The 19390-nt window shown below is 68.5% G+C and carries 12 protein-coding genes; 7 read left to right on the top strand and 5 right to left on the bottom strand.

What is annotated here, in order from left to right; translation table 11 throughout:
* Positions 1 to 38 precede the first annotated feature (38 nt).
* Positions 39 to 1763 carry a TIGR04141 family sporadically distributed protein gene (locus IAG44_RS09375; protein ID WP_187746671.1) on the bottom strand — a complete coding sequence of 575 codons (1725 nt, stop codon included), beginning with the start codon at positions 1761 to 1763 and terminating at the stop codon, positions 39 to 41.
* A 119-nt stretch (positions 1764 to 1882) separates the two neighbouring features.
* Here IAG44_RS09375 and IAG44_RS09370 point away from each other — a divergent pair, with 119 nt between their 5' ends.
* Complete coding sequence (locus IAG44_RS09370; RefSeq protein ID WP_187746670.1) at positions 1883 to 3538, top strand: N-6 DNA methylase; 1656 nt, start codon at positions 1883 to 1885, stop codon at positions 3536 to 3538.
* A 13-nt stretch (positions 3539 to 3551) separates the two neighbouring features.
* Here the strand turns inward: IAG44_RS09370 and IAG44_RS09365 are convergent, their stop codons facing one another.
* The 3 genes from IAG44_RS09365 to IAG44_RS09355 are packed head-to-tail and all read right to left on the bottom strand — an operon-like array spanning position 3552 to position 8706.
* Positions 3552 to 5693 (bottom strand): UvrD-helicase domain-containing protein, encoded by a 2142-nt coding sequence (locus IAG44_RS09365; RefSeq protein ID WP_187746669.1) that lies wholly within the window; start codon positions 5691 to 5693, stop codon positions 3552 to 3554.
* Positions 5693 to 6916: an McrC family protein gene (locus IAG44_RS09360; RefSeq protein ID WP_187746668.1), complete on the bottom strand. Its 1224-nt coding sequence runs from the start codon at positions 6914 to 6916 to the stop codon at positions 5693 to 5695. Before IAG44_RS09360 ends, IAG44_RS09365 begins: the two co-directional genes overlap by 1 nt.
* A gap of 8 nt (positions 6917 to 6924) precedes the next feature.
* Positions 6925 to 8706: an AAA family ATPase gene (locus IAG44_RS09355; protein WP_187746667.1), complete on the bottom strand. Its 1782-nt coding sequence runs from the start codon at positions 8704 to 8706 to the stop codon at positions 6925 to 6927.
* A 301-nt stretch (positions 8707 to 9007) separates the two neighbouring features.
* Between IAG44_RS09355 and IAG44_RS09350 the strand changes: the two genes are divergently transcribed.
* From IAG44_RS09350 to IAG44_RS09325, 6 genes are all read left to right on the top strand, one after another.
* On the top strand, positions 9008 to 10459 hold the full coding sequence (locus IAG44_RS09350; protein WP_246561599.1) for a sigma-70 family RNA polymerase sigma factor: 1452 nt from the start codon (positions 9008 to 9010) through the stop codon (positions 10457 to 10459).
* Between the two features lie 58 nt (positions 10460 to 10517).
* Complete coding sequence (locus IAG44_RS09345) at positions 10518 to 13658, top strand: helicase-related protein (RefSeq protein ID WP_187746665.1); 3141 nt, start codon at positions 10518 to 10520, stop codon at positions 13656 to 13658.
* Positions 13658 to 15541, top strand: coding sequence for a DUF1998 domain-containing protein (drmB, locus tag IAG44_RS09340; protein ID WP_187746664.1), 1884 nt, complete (start codon positions 13658 to 13660; stop codon positions 15539 to 15541). Before IAG44_RS09345 ends, drmB begins: the two co-directional genes overlap by 1 nt.
* A 5-nt stretch (positions 15542 to 15546) precedes the next feature.
* Positions 15547 to 16659 carry a DEAD/DEAH box helicase gene (locus IAG44_RS09335; RefSeq protein ID WP_187746663.1) on the top strand — a complete coding sequence of 371 codons (1113 nt, stop codon included), beginning with the start codon at positions 15547 to 15549 and terminating at the stop codon, positions 16657 to 16659.
* A gap of 179 nt (positions 16660 to 16838) precedes the next feature.
* Positions 16839 to 17201 carry a hypothetical protein gene (locus tag IAG44_RS09330; protein ID WP_187746662.1) on the top strand — a complete coding sequence of 121 codons (363 nt, stop codon included), beginning with the start codon at positions 16839 to 16841 and terminating at the stop codon, positions 17199 to 17201.
* Positions 17198 to 17857, top strand: a complete 660-nt coding sequence (locus IAG44_RS09325) for a nucleotidyl transferase AbiEii/AbiGii toxin family protein (RefSeq protein ID WP_187746661.1) — start codon at positions 17198 to 17200, stop codon at positions 17855 to 17857. The genes IAG44_RS09330 and IAG44_RS09325 overlap by 4 nt, the downstream gene beginning before the upstream one ends.
* 66 nt (positions 17858 to 17923) lie before the next feature.
* On the opposite strand, the gene IAG44_RS09320 is transcribed toward IAG44_RS09325, so the two are convergent.
* Entirely contained in the window at positions 17924 to 19387 is a 1464-nt protein-coding gene (locus IAG44_RS09320; RefSeq protein ID WP_187746660.1) for a hypothetical protein, read from the bottom strand.
* Positions 19388 to 19390 lie beyond the last annotated feature (3 nt).

Below are 19390 nucleotides of genomic sequence, written 5' to 3'. Positions count from 1 at the left end.
GGTACTCCACGGCAGCCGGCAACAGACGACGGTGACCGTCATCCCGCTGCACTCGTCTCCATCTCGCACCGAGGCTGTGAAAGTGCGTCGGTACTGCCATCAGGGATGCCGATGACCTCGACAGTCACCCCTCGTGCCGCCAGTGCCTTCGCGGTCTGCGCAATGGTGATCTGGGAGAAGCCGAAGATGGAGTCCGGGGTCAGGCTCGTGCGGTTCTTGAGGAGCATCGCAAGGACGATTCGCTTGGGCGTGTAGTCGTCAGCAAGCAGGCGTGCGCCGCGACTCAGCCGGGCCACCTTGGCGGTGAACTCGCTGCGGACCCGGGCGGACTCCTGGAGCAGTTCCACCGCGACCCTGGCCTGGCTGAACAGGTGGCTCAGCGGACTGGAACCACCTGCCCGCTTGACGAGGATCAGGGTGCCGTCGGGCGTGAGCAGGTCGCAGATCTCGACCTGGTCCCTGGGGTGGAGAGGGTTGGCGACGTTCTTGGTGTCGAGGCAGAGCCAACGGGGCTGACCGTCAGCCACCTCGCTGTTGTACTCGTCAGCCACTCTGTTGTTGTACGTGTTCTCCGACTCGCCGTCCTCCCAGGAGGGGAGGGAGACGGAAGGCGAAGGAGGGAACAGCGCCCGCAGCGTGGCCCGGCACTCTTCGACATAGGCGGCCCCGGCTTCATACCACTCGCCGTCCATCAAGAAGAACCGTCTGGGGCCGAGGGACACACCTGTCTCCAGCCAGGTCAGTGCGCTGGTGACGGCGAGTGTGTCGACGATCCCCCTCCGGCGGACCCTGGCCAGGGTCACCGTTCCTTCGCGTAGTGCCTTGAGGCGCCTACCGGACGGTGCGAGCCGGGCCCGGGTGAGCACGTATCCGAGGTCGAATTCGTCCGAGAGCAGGGCTCCGTTGTCGCTGTTGATCTGGGTCATGTACCTGGTGGCCTCCGCGTATGCCGTGTGATGTTCGGAGGGGACACCGACGGAGAAGCTTCCCTCGTCGGGCCGGCCGAGACGGTCGTCCAGGGTTTTGTGGAGGATGTCGAGGGTCATCGGGTCGCTCACCGGGACGATGTGGTCGACGAACTCCAACTCCGGGTGCGGGATGTCCTCGCGGCAGATCCTGGCGATGGTCCGCAGGTCGGAGAGCAGGGCCTCGGGTTCGATCCCGAGGGCGATCCGCAGCCCGCAACCGCCCTGGGCGCTCACGGCCTTGCCGAGGCTGTACCGCGACCGGGTGAGCGGCAGGTTGTCGAGGTATCCGCCCAGGCTGCGCACGATGCGCGAGTGGTCGCGAATACCCAGCAACGGGACCGAGGCGCCGCCCGGAACCAGGGAGATGTCCGTGCGTGCTTGCCCGAGAGATCTCGACACGGCTCCGCGGATCAAGTTCGGGTCCATCTGCCGGATGGCGAACGAGAGACCGAAACGCTTGTCCTTGAGATGTTCGGGGATCAACCGGTACCCCTGGTCACAGCCGATGGCGTACACCACGTCATCGACTGCGAGCAGCAGTACGGCGGCGGTGCGGCGGACGCTCTCGTTGACCGTGATGCCCGTGGTGCGTGACATGGGCTCGCACCACGGGGCCTCGGCGCGTTCCATCCCACAGGTGACGTACACAGCCGGGACCCCGAGTGCCTCCGGTAAATGTGGATCTGCACCGAGGCTGTCCAGAAGTTCGACGTCAAGGGCGTCCAGCATGGCTTCGGTGGTGGGGGCGACGCCAGACAGCCGGTAAACGGTGCGTACTTCGGTGTGCGAGGGCATGGCGCGGCTCCGTGTGCCAGGAGGGAATCGAGTACACACAGTAGAGAAGCATATGCGTGTGTACATCGTCAACGTACCATACTCTGGAATGCGGGTGTCGGTCCGTGTACGCTGGAGGTATGACGGACAACGCCGCTCCATCGGTCGGCCCATTGGTCACCGGCGCCGAGATCGCCCGGCTGGCCGGAGTCACCCGGGCAGCCGTTTCCAACTGGCGCCGGCGCTACGACGACTTCCCCGCGCCGGCCGGAGGCGCCGCGAACAGTCCGCTCTACGCGCTCACCGAGGTCCAGGAATGGCTGGACCGACAGCGCAAGGGTCAGGAGGTGTCACCCGAGGTCGAGTTGTGGCAGGCCATGCGGGCCGCGTACGGGGAGCAGATGGTCTCGGGCCTGGCGCAGGTCGCCGCGGTCCTGGCCGGACAGACAGGACCGCGGCTGCCGGACGACGTAGCCACCCGGGTGCGGGTGCTCGTCCGAACCGGATCGTCCGTCACCCTTGTGAACGGACTTACCGACCGGTTCATGGACTCCGCTCGGCGGGCCGGGTCCGACCAGGTGACCCCTGAGCGCGTGGTGCGTGCCGTCCGCCGCTTCGCCCCTGAACTGCCGGTCGGCGCCACAGTCTTCGATCCCGCCTGCGGAATCGGGGTGCTCCTCCTGTCTGTAGCCTCCGACGCCGGGACGCGTTGCTACGGCCAGGAGGTGGATGAGGACAGCGCTCGCTTCGCACAGCTCCGCGCCGACCTCTTGGGCCGTTCCGGCGTGCGCATCGTGGCAGGCGATTCACTGCGTGCGGACGTATGGCCGGACCTCAAGGCGGATCTGGTCGTCTGTGACCCCCCGGCCGGTGTGACCGAGTGGGGGCGGGAGGAGCTGCTGCTCGACTCCCGCTGGGACCTCGGCACCCCGTCCAAAGCCGAGGGGGAGCTGGCCTGGCTCCAGCACGCCTACGCCCATACCGCACCCGGCGGCCACGTCCTCATGGTCATGCCGGCCTCGGTCGCCTACCGCAAGGCCGGCCGCCGCATCCGGTCGGAACTCGTCCGCCGGGGCATCGTGCGCCAAGTGATCGCCCTGCCGCCGGGAACGGCGACCTCGCATGCCCTGCCTGTGCACCTGTGGTGTCTCCAGCGTCCCGAGAACACCGAAAGGGTGGACACACACCACACCGTGAGCATGGTCGACCTGACGGAGAACCCGCCCGACGGGGATCTGGAACCACGCCCCGACCAGGTTGCCGACGTGCCGCTGATCGAACTCCTCGACGACACGGTCGACCTGACGCCCGGGAGCCATCTCCGTTCCCGGCACCGCGACTACCCCGCTGAATACGTCGCCCTGCGCAAGGAGTTGGAGGACCAGATCCGTCAACTCGCCGCCCTTCTGCCCGAACTCACGACGGGCGGCGGACCGGGCTCGCTGGACGGTGCCACCACCAGCGTCGCGGATCTTGCCCGCGCCGGGCTCGTGGCGTACGAGGGCCCGGAGCCCGTCTCGGCCAGCGAGCAGCTCGACACGGACTATCTGCAAGGGTTCCTGCGCAGCTCGGCCAACGCCCGCAGGTCCACGAGCGCGAGCGGGACCTACCGCTTCGACGGCAAGGGCTCACGCATTCCCCGTATGGGCATCGACGAGCAGCGTCGGTACGGCTCCGCCTTCCGTGCCCTGTCCGCGTTCGAGGAGGGGATGCGCAAGGCCGACGAGCTGAGCCGACAACTCGCCGAGGTCGCCCGTGACGGTCTGGCCACGGGCGCCCTGGCACCCGAGGAATAAGCCGGTTCGCCGGTCAGTCGACGGGCGGGAGAAAGGGGCTCGCGGTCCCGCTCCACGTCACCGTCAGGGTTTCGCGAGCGCGTGTGCAGGCGACGAAGAGCAGACAGCGCTCACGGAGCAGGTCGGCCTCATGTTGGAGTGGGTCCGCCTCACGCGGGGTGATCTCACGGGCGAACGGGACGGTGCCCTCGGCGACACCGAGCACCGACACCGCCCGGAACTCCAGTCCCTTCATCGCGTGCATCGTCGCCAGCCGCACACCCTCGGACCCTTGCGTGACCTGCCCTTTGACCCGTAGCACCGGAATCTTTGCGGCCTTCAGCTTCTCCTCGGCCGTGTCCAGGGCCAGGTTGAAGCGCGCGCACACACCGATCTCGTGCGGCGCGAAACCCTCTGCGACCAGGGTTCGGACCCGCTCCACCAGTGCCTCCGTCTCCTCCTGCCGGGTGGCGTACCCCCGAACCCGAGGGCGGCCGCCGTGCAGGAGCGAGCGGTACCCGGCCAGCGAGTCCGTCCCCTCACCTTCGAGCGCGTCGACGGTGACGGGCGCGAGGAGGCGGGCCGACCAGGCCAGGATCTCTTCCGTGGAGCGGTAGTTGACGCGCAACCGGAAGCTGCGGCCGACCGAGGCGATGCCCAACGAGCCCAGCGACACCCGGGAGTCGTAGATCCGCTGATGCGGGTCACCGGTGATGAACAGATCGTCGGCGCCGGGGGAGACGGCGGCACGCAGCACCCGCCACTGCGCGGGGTGCAGGTCCTGTGCCTCGTCCACGACGACATGGGCGTACGGAACCGGCCCGGCGCCGTCGGAGAGGAGTTCCGCCGCACGGGCGCAGATCCCCAGGTGCGTGGTCTCGCCGCGGTCGCGCAGGAACTGCTCGAACCGCTCCACACCCCTCCACACCTCCCGGCGACGCGCGGCACCGAGACCGGTGCCGCGGCCGCGGCGGCTCGCGCCGAGGTAAGCGTCGACATCGCGGAGGTTCTGGCCGAGGACGACGTGCCGGTACTCCTGGGCCAGGAACCGGGCGGTGAACGGCAGATCCAGCTGCTTGACCACCTTCTCCCACAACTGCCGTTGCTCTCGGTCCCCGATCGGCTTCGGCGCGGTCGCCGAGCGGGCGCGCACGACGCCGTTGGCGCAGGCGTCGACCGTCGTCACATCAACGCGTGCCAGCAGCTTCTCGTCCTCGTCGAGGAGCAGACCGAGCATCTCACGCAGTCCGGCGGCGAGCGCGTTCGTGTACGTGGTGAGCAGGATGCGGCCGTCGTCGGAGCGGCCGAGCAGATGCTTGACCCGGTGCAGCGCGGCCACCGTCTTGCCCGTGCCAGGGCCTCCGGTGACCTGGACGGGACCGCCGTACGACGTGCGGTAGGCGACGCGCCGCTGGGAGGGATGCAGGAAGACCCGCCAGGCCGCGAACGGCTTCGCCAGCATCTCCTCCAACTCCCGCGGTCCGGTGACCAGTCGGATGCGGGCCGACGTGTTGGTGATCACCGTGGCCAGGTCCTCGACCGGTTCGGCGGGCGCGTCGGCGGGGCGGCGTACGGCCACGACGTCCCGGTAGACCTCTTCCGGGCTGAAGCCTTCGGCGAGGTACTGGAGCACCTCCAGCTGGTCCTCCGGCAACAGCGTTGCGAAAGCTTCCAGTTGGGCCTTGTCCACCAACGATCGTGCGGCGCGCAGGACTTGGTCGTCGATGCCGAGATCGCGCAGCGTGTCGTCGGAGACGTCCGCGAACAGCAGCCGGGGAGCCGTGCGCGCGGCCGTCTCGTACAGCGGTGTCAGCTCGTCCAGAGCGACGGCGTTGCGCACTTCCAGGGCGCGCGTCGCGGAGTTCGCGCTGTACAGGCGCTTCGCCGCCCAGGTGTAGGCGTCGTCGTGCGGCAGGACATTGACCAGGAGGAACATGTCACTGCCGTCGTCGGGCGCGAGGACGACACCTCGCCAGAAGTCGGTGATGCGGATCGTCCGCATCCGCGGGTCACGGGCGTTGTGGACGGACTCCAGGTGCAGCCCCTTGTCCGCGTTGAGTTCGGCCGCGCTCATGGCCTGGAACTTCGCCATGGCCTTGCGTACTCCGGCCCGGACCGGCTTCTCCAAAGCGTCGTAGCCGTCCCAGAAACTCTGGGCGAAAGCGAGCCGAGGCATCAGATACCTTCCCTTCTTCCGGACGCCAGACGTCCGGCGATCTCCCGGAAAGCCGTGAGGAGTTGTTCTGGTTCGCGGGAGAGATCGAGGCTGTGCTGATAAATTCGCACGGCCGTTCCGCACACTTCGTGGCGGCGCAAGGGCTGCCGTCCGGCCGCGTACACCAGGTGGGCCTCGCGCAGACCGAGCACTGTGGCGTAGGCGAGTGCCTGGTACAGGTCGGCGTTGAGAAGCCCGTCGGCCTTCTCAACCTTGTACTTGGCGTCGACGACGGCGAGCGGGGTACGGCCGTCACCGGTGCGGACGACCAAGTCGGGGCGCATGCCCACCCGACCCGCGACATCGAGGTGATGGGGGTCCTGGAGGCGCGCGGTCAGACCATGCTCCCTGAGCGCCTCGCGCAGGCCGACGGTCACGAAGTCCTCGAACAGCTTGTTCATGTCGAGCAGGAAGCCATCCACGGCGAGCGGGGCGGCCCCGGCAGGCCGGTGCTCCGGCGAGGTGCCTCGCAGGACGGCTTCCGCGAGCCGAAGCGCGGGCTGGTAGCGGGAGTTGAGACGCGACGGCTGCCAACGCGGCAGATCCTGACCCCGTATCAACGGCAGTGCGCCGGCCAGTCGTACCCGTTGATGGGCTAGGCGCCGCCGGACGTCACCAGGAACACCTGGCAGCCGCAGCAGCCGCTCGGTCGCGGCGCGCAGGATGCGGTTCTCGGCGGTGTCGGCGGTGTACGCGTCGTAGGCGATCTCCACGGGCGGCGTACGGCCGAAGTGCCGCCGGATCTGCTCGGCCTCACGCAGCCTTCCGCGCACGACCAGCGCGGTCTCCTCGACCTCCCGGTAGCCCTGGAGGACACCCTGGCGCAGGGCCCCGTCGATCTGCCGCTCAACGGCATGGGCGAGGGCGGGCACGACATCGTCGTAGGCACCGGTGTCCACGGTGCCCTCGCCGCTGTCGCGCCAGGCGCGGGCCGGGTCGAGGCTGAACCCGAGGAGGAAGAACAGCCGGCTCACCGGGGTCTTGGGCACGATCCGTACGACCTGACCGCCGGCCGTGCGCACGGCGCCGACGCGGCTGCCCGCGCGCAGCAGCCAGTGCCCGTCACGGCCTGGATCGGGGGTCGCGCTCTGCAGGATCCCGGAGGCGGCCAGGGCCCGCCCGGCCTCGGTGTCCAGCGCGACGGAGACGGCGGGCCCGTACTCGCGCAGCGACACCTCAGGCATGGGCAGTGTCACGGGCGCTGCTCGCGCAGGGCGTCGAGACCGTAGCGGGCGGCGACGTCGAGGCCCTCGCCGTAGTGGTACTCCTCCAACAGCGGCAGGATCTTTGTGCGCCACGTCCGTTCGAGGCCGCCGTTGCGGTACACGCCCGGCTTCATCAGGTACGACGGTCCGATGGCGAAGTCGGCTTCGTCGACACGGGCGTTGAGGGCGTCCAGCAGGCGGGCGGGCTCCAGGTCCTTGCCCTCGCGCTTCAGCCAGCGGGCGAGCAGCCCGGCGGTCGGTTCGGTACGTGGGGACAGCTCCACGAACGCGAAGCGACGCCGCATCGCCGCGTCCACAAGGGCGATCGACCGGTCTGCGGTGTTCATCGTGCCGATCACGAAGAGGTTGGGCGGCAGCGCGAAGTCGTCCCCGGAGTAGGTGAGTCGGACCGACTTCGTCCGGTACTCCAGGAGGAAGTACAGCTCGCCGAAGACCTTCGCCAGATTGGCGCGGTTGATCTCATCGATGATCAGAAAGTGCGGGATGTGCCGGTTGCCGTCGCGGGAGGCGAGATCGGCGAGCTCCCGAAGCGGGCCGGCCGTCAGCCGGAAGGCCACCTCCCGCGTCTCGGGATCCTCCACGGGCCGGAACCCCTCGAAGAAGTCCTCATAGGCGTACGAGGGATGGAACTGCACGATCTTGACCTGCTCCGGACCGCCGCCGAGGAACTCGGCCAGTTTCATCGCCAGGTACGTCTTGCCGGTGCCGGGCGGGCCGTACAGAACCAACTGTCGGTCGTCGATGAGCAGTTCCCGCATCTCCTCCAGCCACGCACGGTCGTGGACGAGGAGTTCGGCGGCGAGGGCGTCGGTGATGTCCGGCAAGGTCAGTTCCCCGCTCGCCACGGGGGCCGTGTGGTCCGTCAGCCCCATGAGTTCGTCCAGCGCGTCCAGGACAGCGGTCAGATCGACAACGTCATGCTGGACGGACAGCTTCTGTTGCAGCTCCTCCGGCAGTTCCTCGTACGGGTGGCTGGTTGACCGCCAGGCGGCCGTCCGCCGCAGATTGGACAGCCCGTCCGGCGACGCGGTCTGTACGGCCTCCCCGGTGACGTGCCCGATGTGCAGGAGACCGTCGCTGATGGTGGCCACGACGTCGCCGACGCGCATCTGAGTCAGAAAGGCGTGCAACTCGTCGACCAGGCCCCGCTTCTGGTGGTACGAGGCCGCCCCCTCGTATCCGTCCTCGACGAAGCGGCGCAGCGCGCTCTTGGTCGGGTCGGTCTCCTCGATGGGCGGCAGATGCGCGCCCGCGAGCGAGACGAGTCCCTCCTGGAGCCACAACTGCCGCACCAGGTTGTGCCCGGAGACGTTGGAGCCGCGCACCAGCCATGCCTTGCGCGGGGCACGCCAGCCGGTGGAGAGATAGTCGGCGAGCGGATGGCCCTCCTCGGTGCGCCAGGACTCCGGGCCGGAGGCGTCGTAGCCGTACACGAGCGCGGCGGCGGCCGAGGAGGAGTTGCACTCGATGTCCCGGGCCGCCCTCCACCGTTGCTGGTCCTTCGGCAGGCCGGGGTCGGCCGTCGCGTCGACGAGGCCGCCGCTCGCGCGCAGATCCGCGCGGTTGCGGCGGGCGTGGTCGCCGAGCCCGGGCCAGGCCTCGGCGGCCACCAGGGAACCCTCCCGCAGCAGGAACTTGTGCGTGCCGTTGCCGCCGAACTCGGCCAGCAGATGCCCGCGCGCCTCACCGCCCTTGGGGAGCTTGATGCGGAACTCGGGAGTGCCGGGGAGGAGTTCGGGTCGGGGCACGGGTGACCTTCCGGGAGTCGTGAAGCCGGCGCCAATTCCCCCACCCTACCTGTTGACGTCGTCAAGTGACCCGTGAAAAGTGTAAACAGATCAGCGGAGTGTGTTGACGTTGTAAACGCGCAGGACCTAGAGTGCTGGCTGTGCTCGGCCGACCCTTCGCTGGAAGTCCGGGTGCTCGAACGCTCAAGTGGGGGGCACTATGGGTGGGGAGCCGACGGCCGAGGCCAGACGGCGCACGATCGAGGCGGAGTTGCCTTCGGTCATTGAGAGGTTGAGACGTTCTGCGTCTCGTTCGGGCTTCGTGAGCCATCGGGCCTTCGTCGTCGAGGCGGACCGGCTCGGGTTCACAAGCGGCGAACAACAGCGAAGGCTGCGCGATGGGCTCGCCGCTGTCGGTCTTCATGTGAAACCGTTGCGCCGGAAACCGGATCGGACCTCCGTCGGGGCACTGGTCGCTGTGCCGGACGCGCAAACCGCTCGGCCCGTGCCGCCGCCGGGACAGCAGCGGAAGACCGTCCCTGATCCAGTGTCCGTCCCCAGCGAAGCGGCCCGACGCTTGGCCCAGGCCCGGCGGATGCTGGCCCGCTATACCGACGCCGACGGCACCGTCAGCAAGCTCGCATACGACGGTGTCGTACGGCTCCACGGGCTGAACCCCGCCGAGGGGCGCGAGTTGTCCGCCGGCTTTCCGATCACCCGTCCAGGCCCGCCGGGTATGTCCGCCCGAGCAGCGCAGGGCGGTGGGATTCGCCCAAAGGCTCCGTCCTCGGGTGCGGCGCGTGTACCCACGAAAGCGTCGACCGGCAAGAAGCGCGTTCGATCCGCCGTTTCCGTCATGGACGAGAGGCTGGCCGAGGCCGTCCGTGCGGCCCGGGTCGTGCTGGAAGAGGACCGGTGGTGCCGGAACCCGGCCAAGGTGGTACTCAAGGCGGATGAGGAGGTCGGCCTCGCGGTTCTCCTGCGGGGCGGGACGGACGGTCTCAGTCGCGATGTTCCGGCGGAGGAGATCGCAGAGCTGCCCCGTGACGGCGAGCAGTGGCGGGCCTACGAGGGCCTTGTCCGACACAACCAGCGGCTCGTGTGGAAGATCGCGCTGGGATACCAGGGGCGGGGACTGGACGTCGATGATCTCGTCCAGCACGGAACCATTGGCCTGATGCGCGCCATCCGCAAATTCGACATCGACAAGGGCTACAAGCTGTCGACCTACGCGACTTGGTGGATCAGGCAGGCCATCACACGGGCCCTCGCCGACGAGGGCACCCTCATTCGGATACCCGTACACATGCACGAAAAGGTGAGCAAGGTCGCCGTGGCCGAGCGCAAGCTTCTGGGCGAAGGCCGTCCCAGGACGATCGACAACGTGGCCTACGTCACCGGCTTGACCTTTGCAGAAGTAGAAGAGGTGCGCAGAATCAGCCGTCCCACCGACTCCCTGGACCGGATCATCAGCGATGATGCCGCGCTCGGTGACCTGATCATTGGGCCGAGCCGACTGCCCAGCCCTGACGCCGTGTTGATCCACAAGGAGTTGCTGGGACGGCTGCGCATCGTCCTGGAGGAACTCTCCGAGCGCGAGCGGCATGTGCTCGTCCGGCGCACCGGACTCGACGGTGACGACCCGGACACGTTGGAGGAGATCGGCGCCGTCTTCAAAGTCACCCGTGAGCGCATCCGCCAGATCGAATCCAAGGCCAGGGCGAAGTTCTACGGTCACGCGGCCCGCCACGGCCTGGTGCCCCTACCCGCCTGAACCCGGGCGTACACCGCCGCCTCCGTTCCGCTCTCCGCTCTCATCCGAAGGAACGCACATGGATCCGCGCCAAGAGCTGGTCGACTACCTCACCCGCCAGCTCGTCGGCCCCGTCGGCGGTGACGGCGAGGTGCTCGACGCGCCGCCGGACCGGCAGTACCTGATGGGCACGCTCTACCCGCAACAGGCCGACCGCCGACGCCTGCTCGATCTCGCCGCCGACGACCCCGAGGCGCCCGGTGCCGAGCAGGACGCCCCCGACGTGGACCTGGCCACCGATCCCGTGCCCGAGACCAACAGCTGGCTGCCCGCGTCCCTCGGTATCAGCTTCTACACCGATGCCGTGAACGTCGAGGTCAGCTGTGCCGCCGCCCGCTACGAGACGCAGCGCAACGAGCCCGGGCGCGGACGACGCTGGCAGCGCATCCCCCTCCCGCCCGAGGCCCACACGATCGGCCCCGACCGGGAGGAGGTGCCCGTCTTCGAAGGCCGCGCCAAGGTCCGGCTGACCCGCCGCTCCTACGGCGCGGGCACCCTCCTCACCGTGGCCCTGGTCAACGAGAAGCATCACGATGGTGCCGACGACAAGGCGCCGGACTGGGACGACATGCTGTTCCAGTGCCGGCTCAGCGTCCGCCCCGCCGACGGCGCCGTGCTGCCGTATCCCAGTGTGCGGCTCGCCAGCCGCGATCCCGAGGAACGCGAACTGCGCCTCCAGTACCGGCATGTCGTCACCCACGCGGTCGGTCACGGCTGCGCCGTCCGCGAGGACCACGGCGCACATGGTGGTGTCGAACTCCTCACCTGTGAAGCTCTGCCCCGGGCCGAAGTACCCACCGTCCGGGCCGGCGGCCCGCTCGACGCCCCCGCGCTCACGATCTCCCACCTGGCCGACCCAGCCGTCGGAAGGGACCAACTCCGGGACGAGCTAGCCGAGTTCGCCGCCAGCTACCACGCCTGGTACGTGGGCCAGCGCTCGGTCGAGGTACCGGATTGGGGACGGGAGGCAGCCGAGCGGATCCTCGCTCGCGTCCGCCAGGCCGTCACCCGCATCGAGTCCGGCGTGCGCACCTTGTGCGACCCCGACCGCCCCGAACTCCTCGACGCCTTCCGCATCGCCCAGCGCGCCATGCTGCTGCAGATGCGGCACTCCGCCCCCGACCATGCCGGGCAGAGACGGCTCCGCTCCAATGCCGTGGCCCTCGACCCGCCCGTCGACCTCGGAGCCACCTGGCGCCCCTTCCAGCTCGCCTTCTTCCTCCTCGCCCTCGACGGCGTCGCCGATCCCGGCCACCAGGATCGCGACACCACCGACCTGATCTGGTTCCCCACCGGTGGTGGCAAGACCGAGGCCTATCTGCTCTTGGCGGCCTTCACCATCGCCCTGCGTCGGATCCGCGGCGAGGGCGGCGGGACCACCGTGATCAGCCGCTACACGCTCAGCCTGCTCACCACCCAGCAGTTCCAGCGCGCCGCCACCACGATCTGCGCCCTGGAGCACCTCCGCCGCACCGAACCCGGACTCGGCCTCGGTGGTGAACCCATCACCATCGGCCTGTGGGTCGGTGACACCACCACCCCGAACAAGTTCGAGGCGGCCAAAGTCGCCTTCGACGAGCAGCGCGCGGCCAGCCACCCCGAGGACGTCTTCATCCTCGATCGCTGCCCATGGTGTGGCACCCGCATCCTGCCACCCACCTGGTCCAGCGTCCGCTCCGACTACGGAGTCCGCGCCGAGGCCGACGAGTTTGCCTTCCACTGCACCCGCGACGAGTGCGCCTTCCACGACGTCCTGCCCGTCGCCGTCGTCGACCAGCACCTCTACGAGGATCCGCCCACGTTCGTCCTCGGCACCGTCGACAAGTTCGCCCGCCTCGCCTGGGAGCCCGACTCCGGCCGCCTCTTCGGCGCGGGCACCGGCCACCGGCCCCCGTCCCTGATCATCCAGGACGAGCTGCACCTGCTCACCGGACCGCTCGGCACCACGGTCGGCCTCTACGAGGCGGCCGTCCTGGAGCTCTGCACCGACCCCGACGGCCGCCCGCCCAAGATCGTCGCCGCCACGGCCACCATCCGGCGTTCCGCCGAACAGGTCCGCGCCCTGCACCACCAGGACGTCCAGCTCTTTCCGCCGTCCGGACTCGACGCCCGCGACAGCTTCTTCGCCGTCCCCGACACCGGCAGCCCCGGCCGTCTCTACCTCGGTGTCATGGCACAGGGCCACACCGCGGGCCGCGGCGCCGTCGCCACCACCGCGGCCATGCTCCAGGGCGTTCACCAGCTCCCCGAGGAACACCGCGACGCCTACTGGACCCTGGTCGCCTACCACCACAGCCTGCGCGAGCTCGGCCGTACCGTCACCGCGGCCGGTGACGACATCCCCGCCCAGCTCCGGGGACTTGACGAGGGCGTCGGCGTACGCGCGCTCGGCGACGGCGACGTACAGGAGCTGACCAGCAACCTGCCGCGCGCCGAGCAGCCCATCCTCCTCGACCGCCTCGAACAGCCCTGGACGGACCCCCAGTCGGTGTCGTTCCTGCCGTGCACCAACATGCTCTCCGTCGGCGTCGACGTGAAGCGGCTCGCGTACATGCTCATGCAGGGTCAGCCCAAGACCACCGCCGAGTACATCCAGGCCACCAGCCGCGTCGGCCGTCACCGGGTGCCCGGACTCGTCGTCACCTACTTCAACGCCACACGCCCGCGCGACCGGTCCCACTACGAGACCTTCATGGACTACCACCGGGCGCTCTACCGCTACGTCGAACCCGCCAGCGTCACTCCCTGGTCGCTGCCCGCCCGCCGCCGCGCCCTGCACGCCGCGCTGGTCATCCTGGTCCGCCACCGGCTCGGCCTGGCCGCCGAGAACCGGGCCGGACGCATCACCGACCACAAGGAGGAGGCGGGGCGGATCGCCGACACCCTGGCCGAGCGTGCCGCGACCGCCGAGTACGGAGCCGCGGGAGCCGACACCGTACGCGCCGATGTACGGGCCGAACTCGGCTACCTCCTGGACGACTGGTACCGGCAGGCCGGCACCGCCGCAGCCGAGGGCAAGGACCTCTACTACCGCAGCCAGGGCAAGGGCCAGCACAACCTGCTCAAGGTGTTCGAGCAGCGCTACGGCCTGTGGGAGACCCTCAACTCGATGCGCAGCGTGGACCGCGAGTGCCAGATCACCGTGACGGGAGCAGGATAGTGAAGCGCAAACTCCGGGTCCGTCAGGCGCAGACCGTGCTGCCGTTCGGCGTGGGCGCGGTACTCGACGTCCAGGGCGAGTCGTTCGTCGCCGCCGGAATCGAGCGGTGGCCGGACCTCAAGACTCCAGTTCCCTCCGAACGCCTCGCCACCCGCCTCGGCGTCAGGGGCTTCTACGCCGCGCCCCACACCCTCAACGACCGCTACGACAAGACCGATCGTCCCGGCGTCCCCTATGTGCGCTTCCCCGGCTGGCTGTTCTGCGGCTCCTGCCGGGCCATGGTCCGCTTTCTGCGCGAGCACGAGAAGCCGGGCGAGCCGCCCGTCTGCACGTCCTGCGCCGCGGCACCCCGGCTCACCCCGATGCGGTTCGTCCGTATCTGCCCGGACGGACACCTCGACGACGTCGACTGGTGGTACTGGGCCCACTCCAAGCTCGCGCCCGAACTGCGGGACTCCTGCTCCGAGTCGAAGGACGCCTGGAAGGCGCGTCGGCTCAGCTTCCGCGTCGCCGACCGTGCCTCCGGACTCGAAGCGCTCTCGGTGCGCTGCGACGCGATCAGGGAGGGCGGCAAGCCCTGCGGCGCCGAGCGCGACCTGCTCGACGTCCTCGGTCCCCAGACCGGACGCTGCTCGGGCCGCAACCCCTGGCAGCACTGGGATGCGAGGGTTTCCTGCGGCCACCAGGTGCACAACGTGCAGCGCACCGCCGGAAACGTGTACTACCCGGTCGTCTACTCGGCCCTCGACATCCCCCAGACCGCCGAAGCCCCGCGCGCGGAGCGGAACCTGGCCGAAGCCGTCCTCGGCCACGACTACTGGCCGCTCATGCTCAAAGCGCTCGGCAAGCCCAGGGCCGACAACCTCCGCGACATGATCAAGGAAGACACCGAGGCCCCGGACAGTCTCATCGACCAGCTCGTCGCGGAAGCCACAGGTGCCCCCGCGCAGCCGTTCCCCGACCGGCAGGAGTTCGGAAAGTCCGGGAAGGTCGACCTGAGCCGCGACGAGTGGTATGCCTTCGACGCCGTGCAACTCCCCGAAGCAACACCAGAGTTCGCCATCCGCCATGGCGAACTCGGCCTCGACGGCGAGAAGGAGGAACCCTGGGCCACCCTCGACGCCCACATCGGCGGCATCGTCCTGGCCGACCGCCTGCGTGAGGTCCGTGCCCTGACCGGCTTCCGCCGACACTCCCCGGGCGGCACCCTCGTCCCCGCCGACACCACCGGCCGTCTGCGCTGGCTCCCCGCGACCGAGGTCTACGGCGAGGGCATCGTCCTTACCCTCGACGAACAGCGCCTCAGCGCCTGGGAGAACGACCCGCGCGTGCAGGCCCACGTTCTGGGTGTCCGTACGGACCTCGACGCGTCGTTCCGCGACGAACAGCTCGCCGAGACGACCGGCAGCGAACTCTCGCCCCGCTTCCTGCTCCTGCACACCGTCGCGCATCTGCTCATCCGCCAGCTGTCCTTCGACTCCGGCTACACCACCGCCAGTCTGCGCGAACGCGTCTACGGCCGCCCCGAGTACGGCCAGCACGGACTGCTGATCTACACGGCCGCCGGTGACGCGGAAGGCACCCTCGGCGGCCTGGTCCGGCAGGGCGAGGCACCGCTCTTCGCCGAGACGCTCATCCGCATGGTGGAGGCGGCCGCCTGGTGTTCCGCCGACCCGCTGTGTGCCGAGCACACCGGCCAGGGCTTTGGCAACCTCAACCGGGCTGCCTGCCATGCCTGCACGCTGCTGCCGGAGACCAGCTGCCAGACCGGCAACACCCTGCTCGACCGCGCCCTGGTCGTCGGCTCCGCCCGCGTACCCGGCTACTTCACCGACATCCTTACCGCGAGCCGCGAGTCCGCCGCCGCCATCGTCCAGGGATGACACCCATGACCACCGCGAACACCCCTGTCCTGCACCCGGACCTCACCTCCGCCCAGCGCGACTGCCTGGACTCACTGCCGCTGACCGGCAACCACGTCGTCAGCGGCCAGCCCGGCAGCGGCAAGAGCCTGCTCGCCGCGCACCGCGCCGTCCACCTCTCGCTCACGGGCCGCCCCACCTTCCTGATCTCGCGCTCCAACCTGTTGCGCCAGCTCCTGCGCGGAACCCTCCAGGGCCTCACCGTCCCCGGCGCGCCCGTCGATGCCGCCACCGGACACACCTGGATCCATCGCCACTTCGGCCACGACGCACCCCGCGCCGAGGACGGCTGGTTCGACTGGACGGAACTCACCCGTCGAGCTGCCGCCACCCTCGGCGAGGACGATGGGGCGACCCCTCATCTCGTCATCGACGAGGGCCAGGACCTGCCGCAGGGCTTCTACCGCCTGGTACGCCTTGCCGCTGCCTCCGTCACGGTCTTCGCCGACGAGTGCCAGCGCCTCACCGAGACGAACTCCACCCTGGCCGAGATCACCGACGCCCTCGGCCGTTCCACGGCGCGGGTCGAGATCACCGGGAACCACCGGAACACCCGCGAGATCGTCTCCCTAGCGGAACACTTCCGCACGGGCGGTTCCCGCCCCGCAATCCCCCTCCGCAGCGGGGCACTGCCCGTGGTCCGCCACTATGCCGCCGTCAAGGACCTCGCCGACGACATCGCGACCATGGCCGGCCGACAGCCGCGGCAGCGCATCGGCGTGATCGTCAACCGCCTGCCCACCGCCGCCGATCTGATGCGGCGTCTCGAACGGGCCGGACTCGCCCATGAGCCCCAGCTCTACAGCTCGGCCGCTTCCTCCGGCCGCTATCGCGACCTCGACCTTGCCCGCCCGGGTGTCGTACTCGTCCATCGAGCCAGTGCCAAGGGCCTTGACTTCGACACCGTCGTCATCGCCGACGCGGAGTCCGACTCCGCCGACGACCCCACGTCTGCGACCCTGCGCATGGCGTACTACGTGATGATCACCCGGGCGCGGGAGCGGCTGGTGCTGGCTTGGCAGGGAAGCCGACTGCCGCGGCACCTGGAGGGGCTGGAGGGGTGGGTGCGAACGCGGTGATGGCGCGTCACCCGGCCGTCAGCCGTACTGCGCCCGAGTAGCTGGCGTCGGGCCTCTTCCCGGAGCTCGTCGGACATGGGAGCGCCGCGCCGCTCGGTGAGGAGCGCGCGGAAGCCGCCCAGGCGTCCTCGTTCAGGACTTGCTCCCATGCCGTCGCCTCTAGGGGCCATACTGGATGCATGGACGCGACGACCACTGCCCCCCGCGCCGAGGTGCTGCGGGACCGCTACCGCAGTCGGCTGCCCGAGCGCCTGCAGGAGCTGGCCGGCCCCGTCGAGGGCACCGTCGACCTGCCGCTTCACATCGTCTGGTCAGGGCGGACGAGCTACAGCCTGGACCGCCCGAAGTCCCGCATGACGCTCTACCGGACCGTTCTCGCCGAGGGCCTGCGTGATGACCTGGTGACCTTCCTTCACCACCGGCTGCTCACCGAGCAGTGGCCCGTTCTGCGTCGCCTGGTCAGCCCCTACATCCGCGAGGTCTGGGAGGACGCCTTCCCCGAGCTCCCTCGCACCGCTCCGGCTGACGCGACCGCTGCGTGAAGCTCACCCCGCTCCACGAGCGTCTTCTCTCCGACATCCTCGACCTCGGCTCCCCTTACCCTCTGGTCCTCACGGGTGGATACGCTGTGCAGGCCCACGGCCTGGTCGAACGCTTCAGCCGCGATCTCGACGTCGCCACCGAGAACCCCGCCCCGATGGACGAGATCGTCGCCTCCCTCACAGCAGGCCTCGTAGCGCGCGGATGGCGGACCACGCATGTCCAGACCGACCCGCTCAGCGGACGGTTCCTCGTCACCGACCCGGCCACTGGTGAGGAGTGCGAGGTCGACGTCCTCAAAGAGGCGTTCTGGGCCCCACCCGCCCAGACCCCCTACGGCCCGGTCCTCTCTCTCGACGACGTGATCGGCACCAAGGTCCGCGCCCTCGCCGACCGCGGCACCGTCCGCGACCTCATCGACGTCCAGGCTGCCTCCCGCCACCGGTCCACAGCCGACCTCGAATCTCTCGGCCGCCGCCGTGCCCACGACGAGTTCAGCCTTGAAGACCTCTGTGACCGGCTGACCGGTGCGGACTGGTACGAGGACGAGGACTATGCCGCGTACGGGCTCACCTCTCGGCAGATCGAAGAACTCAAGACGTGGGCGCTGGAGTGGGCGGAGGACCTGGGGGCGCGGATCCACGATGACAACGCCTGATAGCGGCGACGCCTTCCCGGCCTCGGCGAAGCGTTCTGAGGGATACCCGACGGAGATCGTCTCGCTTTACGTCCATCCGATATTCACTCCCAGGTGATATCGGGCCATGTCGTTCAGTGCTGCGGTTTCATCTGGCTCGCGGAATGGGGCCGCTGGTAGGTGATCGCGGCCAAGAGGGCCGACCCCATGCACGACGTCGTCGTATGCCGATGAGATGGCACAGCCGATGAACAGGTCAGTGGCTTCGTCGAGAGTAAGGTGCTTGGCGGGCCATCCGTATACTCCATCGTTGATTACTTTCAGCGGCGGGAAGAACCACCATGGGTAGTCAGGAGCTTCTGGGTCCAGCAGGCGATATCCGTCAATGTCGATCAAAAAGGAGCCGAAGTGAGATATTGATCTGATATCCGCGTGTCGCTCTCTGTGAAGTCGGTCGGCTGAGAGAAGTGGGATACCCATCATCCTTTGCGCAAGGGAGCGTTTAGGGTCCGCGATGTCACGCAGGTCCGAGTCCTCGGTCAGTTGGCAATCGATCGACCCCATGCGGACATCGGTCTCTCGAGTGACCGTGCTGAAGAAGTCGCTGACGTGCCCGATCGTGGGCCGTGTGCTGACTGCCTCCGAATGCTTGTAGTTTTGCCCCTCTGCCATTTCTGCCGCGGCAAAGAGGAATCGGTATGGCGGGTAGAGCTCGCGCCAGTCAATGGTGCGCACGCCGTTGTGCAGGCCAGGCAATGGTGGGTTCAAGGCGAAGTCGATGAGGGTCAGTACTTCAGAATGAGAGAGACTTCGGCCTGCCATGGCTTCTGCGAGGCGGTAAGGTGCCCCGTATTCTCCTCTCCGGTTGATTTCCCACATTCTCTGGAGTCCTCGATCCATGATTTTCGGATAAGGACCACGGAAGAGATACCCCTCGTCCAATAGGCCTGCGCACTCAAAGAGGAGCCGTGTAGTGATCGGCTCGTCGCCTCCAAGGAGGGGTTCGAAACTGTGCACGTGTGCGTAGTCTTCACTCCCCATAGGCAACATTCCTCGTCCTGCCCATTGGCTCCAGGTCGTGTGCAAAGCCAAGGTCAGTGAGTCTTGCATTGTTTCCCGGTTTATTTTCGACCAGTTGAGAGGCTCGAAGCCCAGGAGGATTGAGTAGGCGCGGTGCAGGGAAAGCCATGTGAGGCAGTCGTCGGTTATTTCGCTTCCGAGTGAGTAGGCGCTTGCTCTCTGGTTCCAGGCGAAGAGGGGAATGCCGTCGTTGCGGCGCGTCTCGAAAGTAGCTCGGTCGTTACCGTCGAGGTTGCGGATTGAATAGTCGGCCAGGGAGTCACGGGCAGCGCGGAGAAACGTGAGAAGTACGCCAATGGTGGATCCGTGGAATCGGGCCCAGTGGCTCGTCTCGTGCGCATGGACTAAGTTCCACGACATGAGTGACGTGACTAGGTCGTTTGGATTGTCGCGCATATTGTCGTGGAATAGGAGCTGGCTTCTTAGATTTAGTTGAGCGCCGGTCGTACTATGCAGGGTCGGAGAGTTCATCGG

This window comes from Streptomyces roseirectus (assembly GCF_014489635.1).
Lineage (GTDB): Bacteria > Actinomycetota > Actinomycetes > Streptomycetales > Streptomycetaceae > Streptomyces > Streptomyces roseirectus.
The sequence above is the reverse complement of the archived record's forward strand: the minus strand, read 5'-3'. Positions and strand labels throughout refer to the sequence as shown.